The sequence below is a fragment of the uncultured Mucilaginibacter sp. genome (assembly GCF_903913935.1).
Classification (GTDB): Bacteria; Bacteroidota; Bacteroidia; order Sphingobacteriales; family Sphingobacteriaceae; genus Mucilaginibacter.
On record NZ_CAIWNH010000401.1, the window covers coordinates 1 to 2413 of the forward strand.

Sequence of the window (2413 nt, forward strand, 5' to 3'; positions counted from 1 at the left end):
GCACACTGCATGATTTTTGTGAAATTGATTTTAACTGCTCTGGCGTTAACTTGCCGGCGTTCGGGATGTCTCTTTCGATGAGGTAAGTTTTCATTGTTGTTGTGGTTGATTTGTTTGAACTGTCTTTTACAGAGGTTTGTGCTTTGGCGATCATGCTGCTGAACAGGACGATCATCAGGATCAGGGTGGTGTTTTTAATTAGTTTCATAACGTTGAGTTTAATTGTTTAAGAATACTCAAAGATATCGCCGGCTAATAGCGGCAGCTATAACAAATCATTCAATAAATAGCAAACCGGATGAAACAAATCCGTCAATAAATGGTAAAATTTAACCGGAAGTAATTAGTGGAGTAATTCGAGATAGGTCATGGGCAGCAGGCCGTATTTCTTTTTAAAGCATTTGGTAAAATAAGAAGCGCTGGTAAAGCCAGAATCGAAAGTAATTTGCGCGATATTGAAGTACCGTTTTCTCATCAGGTCCTTTGCTTTATGCAGCCTGAAATCCTTTAACAGCGAATTGGGTGGCAGGCTGGTTAAGGCGATGGTTTTACGGTACAATTGGGAGCTGCTCATCGCCGTGGCACTGCAGTAATCCGAAAGGTCGAAATCCGCATCCTGCCAGTTCTCTTCCAGTTTGCTGAACAGTAATTTCAATAAATGCTCATCGGCCGGTAAAAGGTTCAGGAAATATTTTCGTTCCTTTTGGAAAAGGTCATCTGCGATCAATTCTTTTACGGGCGATGCGATGGCAATCTTCCCCTCTTTGGCGATCCGGCACATGTTCGTTGCAAATTCAATGGTTTCGCCAAACAGGTGCTCGCTGCGCTCAACCGGTTCCCCAGCATTTACGGCTATCCTTAAATCAATTTGTTCCGCCATAGAAGACGGCATTTCCTTCCGGATCGACAAGGCACAATCCACTGCTTTAGCTGCAAATGAAAACGAAACCACAAAACCGCTTCCTTCATGCTCCACTTCGCGTCCGCCCTGCGCTAAAATATTTTTACGGATGATGCTGGTATGCGCGCTTAATAATTCGCTTGCCTGCTCGTCCCCAAACTGGTGTTTTAGCAATACCGGGTCGGCTGTTTTGGTCACCAGTAAGATCCTGAAAGAATGGTCGGCAAAAACTTTCAACCCATCATTTGAGACCGGCGCGTCGGAGGGATCATAGATCCGCCCCAGGAAAGCTTCCACCAGGTTGCTGTTCACTTCAATGATCTTATTGGGAATCAGGCCATGTGCTTTACTATGCATTTCGGCCACCGCATCTTTATCCGGGGCATCAATCAGGCAGAAAATACTTTCACGGGCTTCATCTATCCAATAGGTCATGCAATTGCAGCCGTGTTCCTGCTGGTGAAGCAGGTCCAAACGGTGCGCTTCGGCAACATCTTTGGCTTTTACGCCCGGAACAATATGAACATCCATGAATATCGGCATGATAAGCGTATTTTAATGCAGCTAAATTTAGTACTTTTTGCATTAATTTTGAATAGGTATGCATTTAATATATTGATATCCTGCAAATTCCGGGAGATTTGCCTGGCTATTCCGTTCTTTTGGGCATGGGCGTTCGATACCAATAAATACAAAAATTCATAAAAAATGAAAAGCAACATGAGATTTTGTCACCTTCAAATGTTCGTGGCCTTTGTGAAATCCAGGTGCACACTATGGTAAAAAAGCAACCACTATGGGGCATTATTGAATTTATTTACTTTTTCCGTTACCCGGGGTATTATCAACAATAGCTGGTATTTGTACGCCGGCCGCCGGATTCCGGATAAAAGTAACAAACTACTAACTACGATATGCTACACCGGTTATTAATTGATAATCTTCTTTTTAAAACTGCAAAAAAGAAAATTCTGTTTGGTTTGAAATGGCGTGATATGGTCCTCGTTGATGCATTTGATTTTTTTGAAACACCTGTTCAATTGTCTTGTCAGCTGATTCTCTGTATATTGTTTAACCGGTAGCCCGCTGCATTTATCCGGCCCGGTTTCAGAAAAGGTGCCTACGACCATGTAGCTATTAGTAGCCTTTCCTGCGATTTGGAGATAAGCTGCGATCTGGGCCTTGCTGGTCAGGAAATGAAAGGTAGCCCGGTCATGCCAAAGGTCGAAATGTTCAGTTGGATTAAACTCCGTGATGTCTGAAACTACCCACTTAACCAGGTCGCTTTTCTTTCCCAGCCTGGCTTTGGCTTTTTCAATCGCTGTTGATGAAATATCCAGCACAGTAATATTTTGAAACCCTTCCTTTAGAAGAAAGTCCACCAGGTTGCTATCGCCTCCACCAATATCAATAATGCTGGAGTTTTTGGATAATTGAAACCCGTGAATAAAATCCAGGGATGTTTGCGGCACACCTTGTGTCCAGCTTACCTGCTCCGGGGGTTTATTGATA

At 43.3% G+C, this 2413-nt stretch carries 2 protein-coding genes and 1 pseudogene; all 3 read right to left on the reverse strand.

The genetic code is table 11. The features are described 5' to 3' along the window. Positions 1-208: pseudogene (locus tag QZY09_RS16115) on the reverse strand (hypothetical protein); the annotation flags it as partial. Positions 209-343: 135 nt separating this feature from the next. Beyond that, the gene (locus QZY09_RS16120) at positions 344-1444 is read right to left on the reverse strand and encodes a nickel-binding protein (RefSeq protein WP_295674019.1); all 1101 of its coding nucleotides are present in this window, start codon (positions 1442-1444) and stop codon (positions 344-346) included. A 386-nt stretch (positions 1445-1830) separates the two neighbouring features. Then, the coding region (locus tag QZY09_RS16125; RefSeq protein WP_367119234.1) for a trans-aconitate 2-methyltransferase at positions 1831-2413 on the reverse strand (583 nt) is incomplete at its 5' end.